Source organism: Oleiphilus sp. HI0061 (genome assembly GCF_001635675.1).
In genome coordinates, this window is sequence record NZ_LWFE01001302.1 from 1 (window position 1) to 1,784 (window position 1,784).

A 1,784-nucleotide genomic window follows, 5' to 3' on the forward strand; every position below is an offset into this window, starting at 1 on the left:
TGACTTTTGCAATCGGCTGGTTAGACATGCGTTCATAGTTCAAAAAGCTATCACAAGTAATCCATAAGCTGGTTTGCGAGTCTTTATCGTGCTTTTTAAACCAGGCATCATGACCCCGGTGACCTGGTGGAATCAGTACAGAGTAATTAAATGGCAGTGGCGGTAACTCACTTTCCAGTGCAGTGATATCGCTTTCTGAACTAGCTACCCCTTGTTTAACTAAACGCTTGATCGCCCCTTTACTTGCATACAAGCGATGTTTCGGAAAAGCATCTCGCCAGGCTTGAACGCCCATATAGTGAAAACTGTTTGGCATCACCAGGTGCATGCAGAGCTCTTCATTTAGCCATTCTTTGGGAAAGGCATCGATCAAAGATTTACCAGGGCTGATAATCACGATGTCTGAATCACTTGTTTTGATCGCGATAGAGTTTGAAACAAAGTTTGGCACAATATACTGACCAACTCTGATTTCCGGGTGTTTTTCAATCTCGTGCCATAAATTCTTTTGCATCTGGCCGTGTTCCTTAGTCTAAAGAGAAGCGAATTGGCGAACATAATATGAACTAAACGGAGCATAGTAAATAACGATCTAAGCAACCCGCTACTTCGCTAAAGCCCTATCAGGCGATATGCGGTTCTTCTAACAATAAATTGATATAGATCAAGACGATGTTTTGTTGTACTCGAATGGACTTGCTAGACTCGAAATAACGATGAAAGTTTTGTCTGGCAATTGACTAACTGAAGGAAAGGTTTATGAGCGATAAAAAAGTTGCGGTGGTGTTGTCTGGCTGTGGTGTATTCGATGGCTCTGAAATATATGAAGCAACACTGACATTGTTGGCACTTGATCGAGCAGGGGTTGCGTATCAGTGTATGGCTCCGAATATTGATCAGATGCATGTGCTTAATCACATGACGGGTAAAGAGATGAATGAGACTCGGAATGTACTCGTTGAGTCTGCACGCCTGGCTCGCGGAGATATCATCGACCTGTCAGAGGCTAAACCTGAAGATTATGCAGGGCTTATTTTCCCCGGAGGCTTTGGCGCGGCTAAAAATCTATCCAACTTTGCGGTAGCGGGTACCGATATGGAGGTTAATTCGCAAGTCGCTGAGTTTGCTCAGGCCTTTCACCGTCAACAAAAAGTAATTGGGCTTGTGTGTATTGCGCCGGCATTGGCGCCGAAGCTGATTGGCCACGGAGTGAAGTGTACAATCGGAAATGATGCCGATACCTCTGAGGCAATCACTGCTATGGGTGGAGAGCATCAAACCTGCGCCGTTGATGATTGCGTTATTGATGAGGCCAATAATACTGTGTCCACTCCTGCCTATATGCTGGCGAGCCGGATTAGTCAGGCAGCTTCAGGTATAGAGAAGCTGGTTTCTATAGTCATACAGCGTTTGTAGCTTTAGCGTGATTGAAAGACTCTTGCAAGCTCGGGCATGAGTCGTTAATGTTGCTCATAGAAATTGAGTCTGAGACCATTATCGAACCAAAGAGAGAAAACACGTGAGTAGTAAGTTTGTTATTCCTGAGCCGAGTTACCAAGTCATCCACCGTGAAGATATGGGTGCAAAAGTCTATGCTGCGGTGAACACGACACTGGCCACTTTTGAGGACGAGCCGCGTAAACTCTATGCTTGGCAGTTATCACTGATTCTTAAATTAGACACCGAAGATGAACAAGGCTTGACACTTCCAGAGGAAGCAAAAGAAATTGAGCCTTTTTGCCAGCAATTGGACGTTGACCTTCGAGCCGGCGGGAATGCTGTGC

Annotated in this window: 2 protein-coding genes and 1 pseudogene; 2 read left to right on the forward strand and 1 reads right to left on the reverse strand. The window is 45.2% G+C overall.

Annotated elements, in window-relative coordinates; all coding sequences use genetic code 11:
- Window positions 1–514, reverse strand: a pseudogene (locus A3735_RS20610) (hypothetical protein); the annotation flags it as partial.
- A gap of 245 nt (window positions 515–759) precedes the next feature.
- Between A3735_RS20610 and elbB the strand changes: the two are divergent.
- Complete coding sequence (gene elbB / locus A3735_RS20615; RefSeq protein ID WP_068507707.1) at window positions 760–1,416, forward strand: isoprenoid biosynthesis glyoxalase ElbB; 657 nt, start codon at window positions 760–762, stop codon at window positions 1,414–1,416.
- Between the two features lie 103 nt (window positions 1,417–1,519).
- Window positions 1,520–1,784 (forward strand): hypothetical protein (locus tag A3735_RS20620; RefSeq protein WP_197485957.1); only part of this gene is annotated, 265 nt, incomplete at its 3' end.

Excerpts from the sequence above, each read along its gene's own strand:
- elbB (WP_068507707.1), top strand. The coding sequence starts at position 760 with ATGAGCGATAAAAAAGTTGCGGTGGTGTTGTCTGGCTGTGGTGTATTC.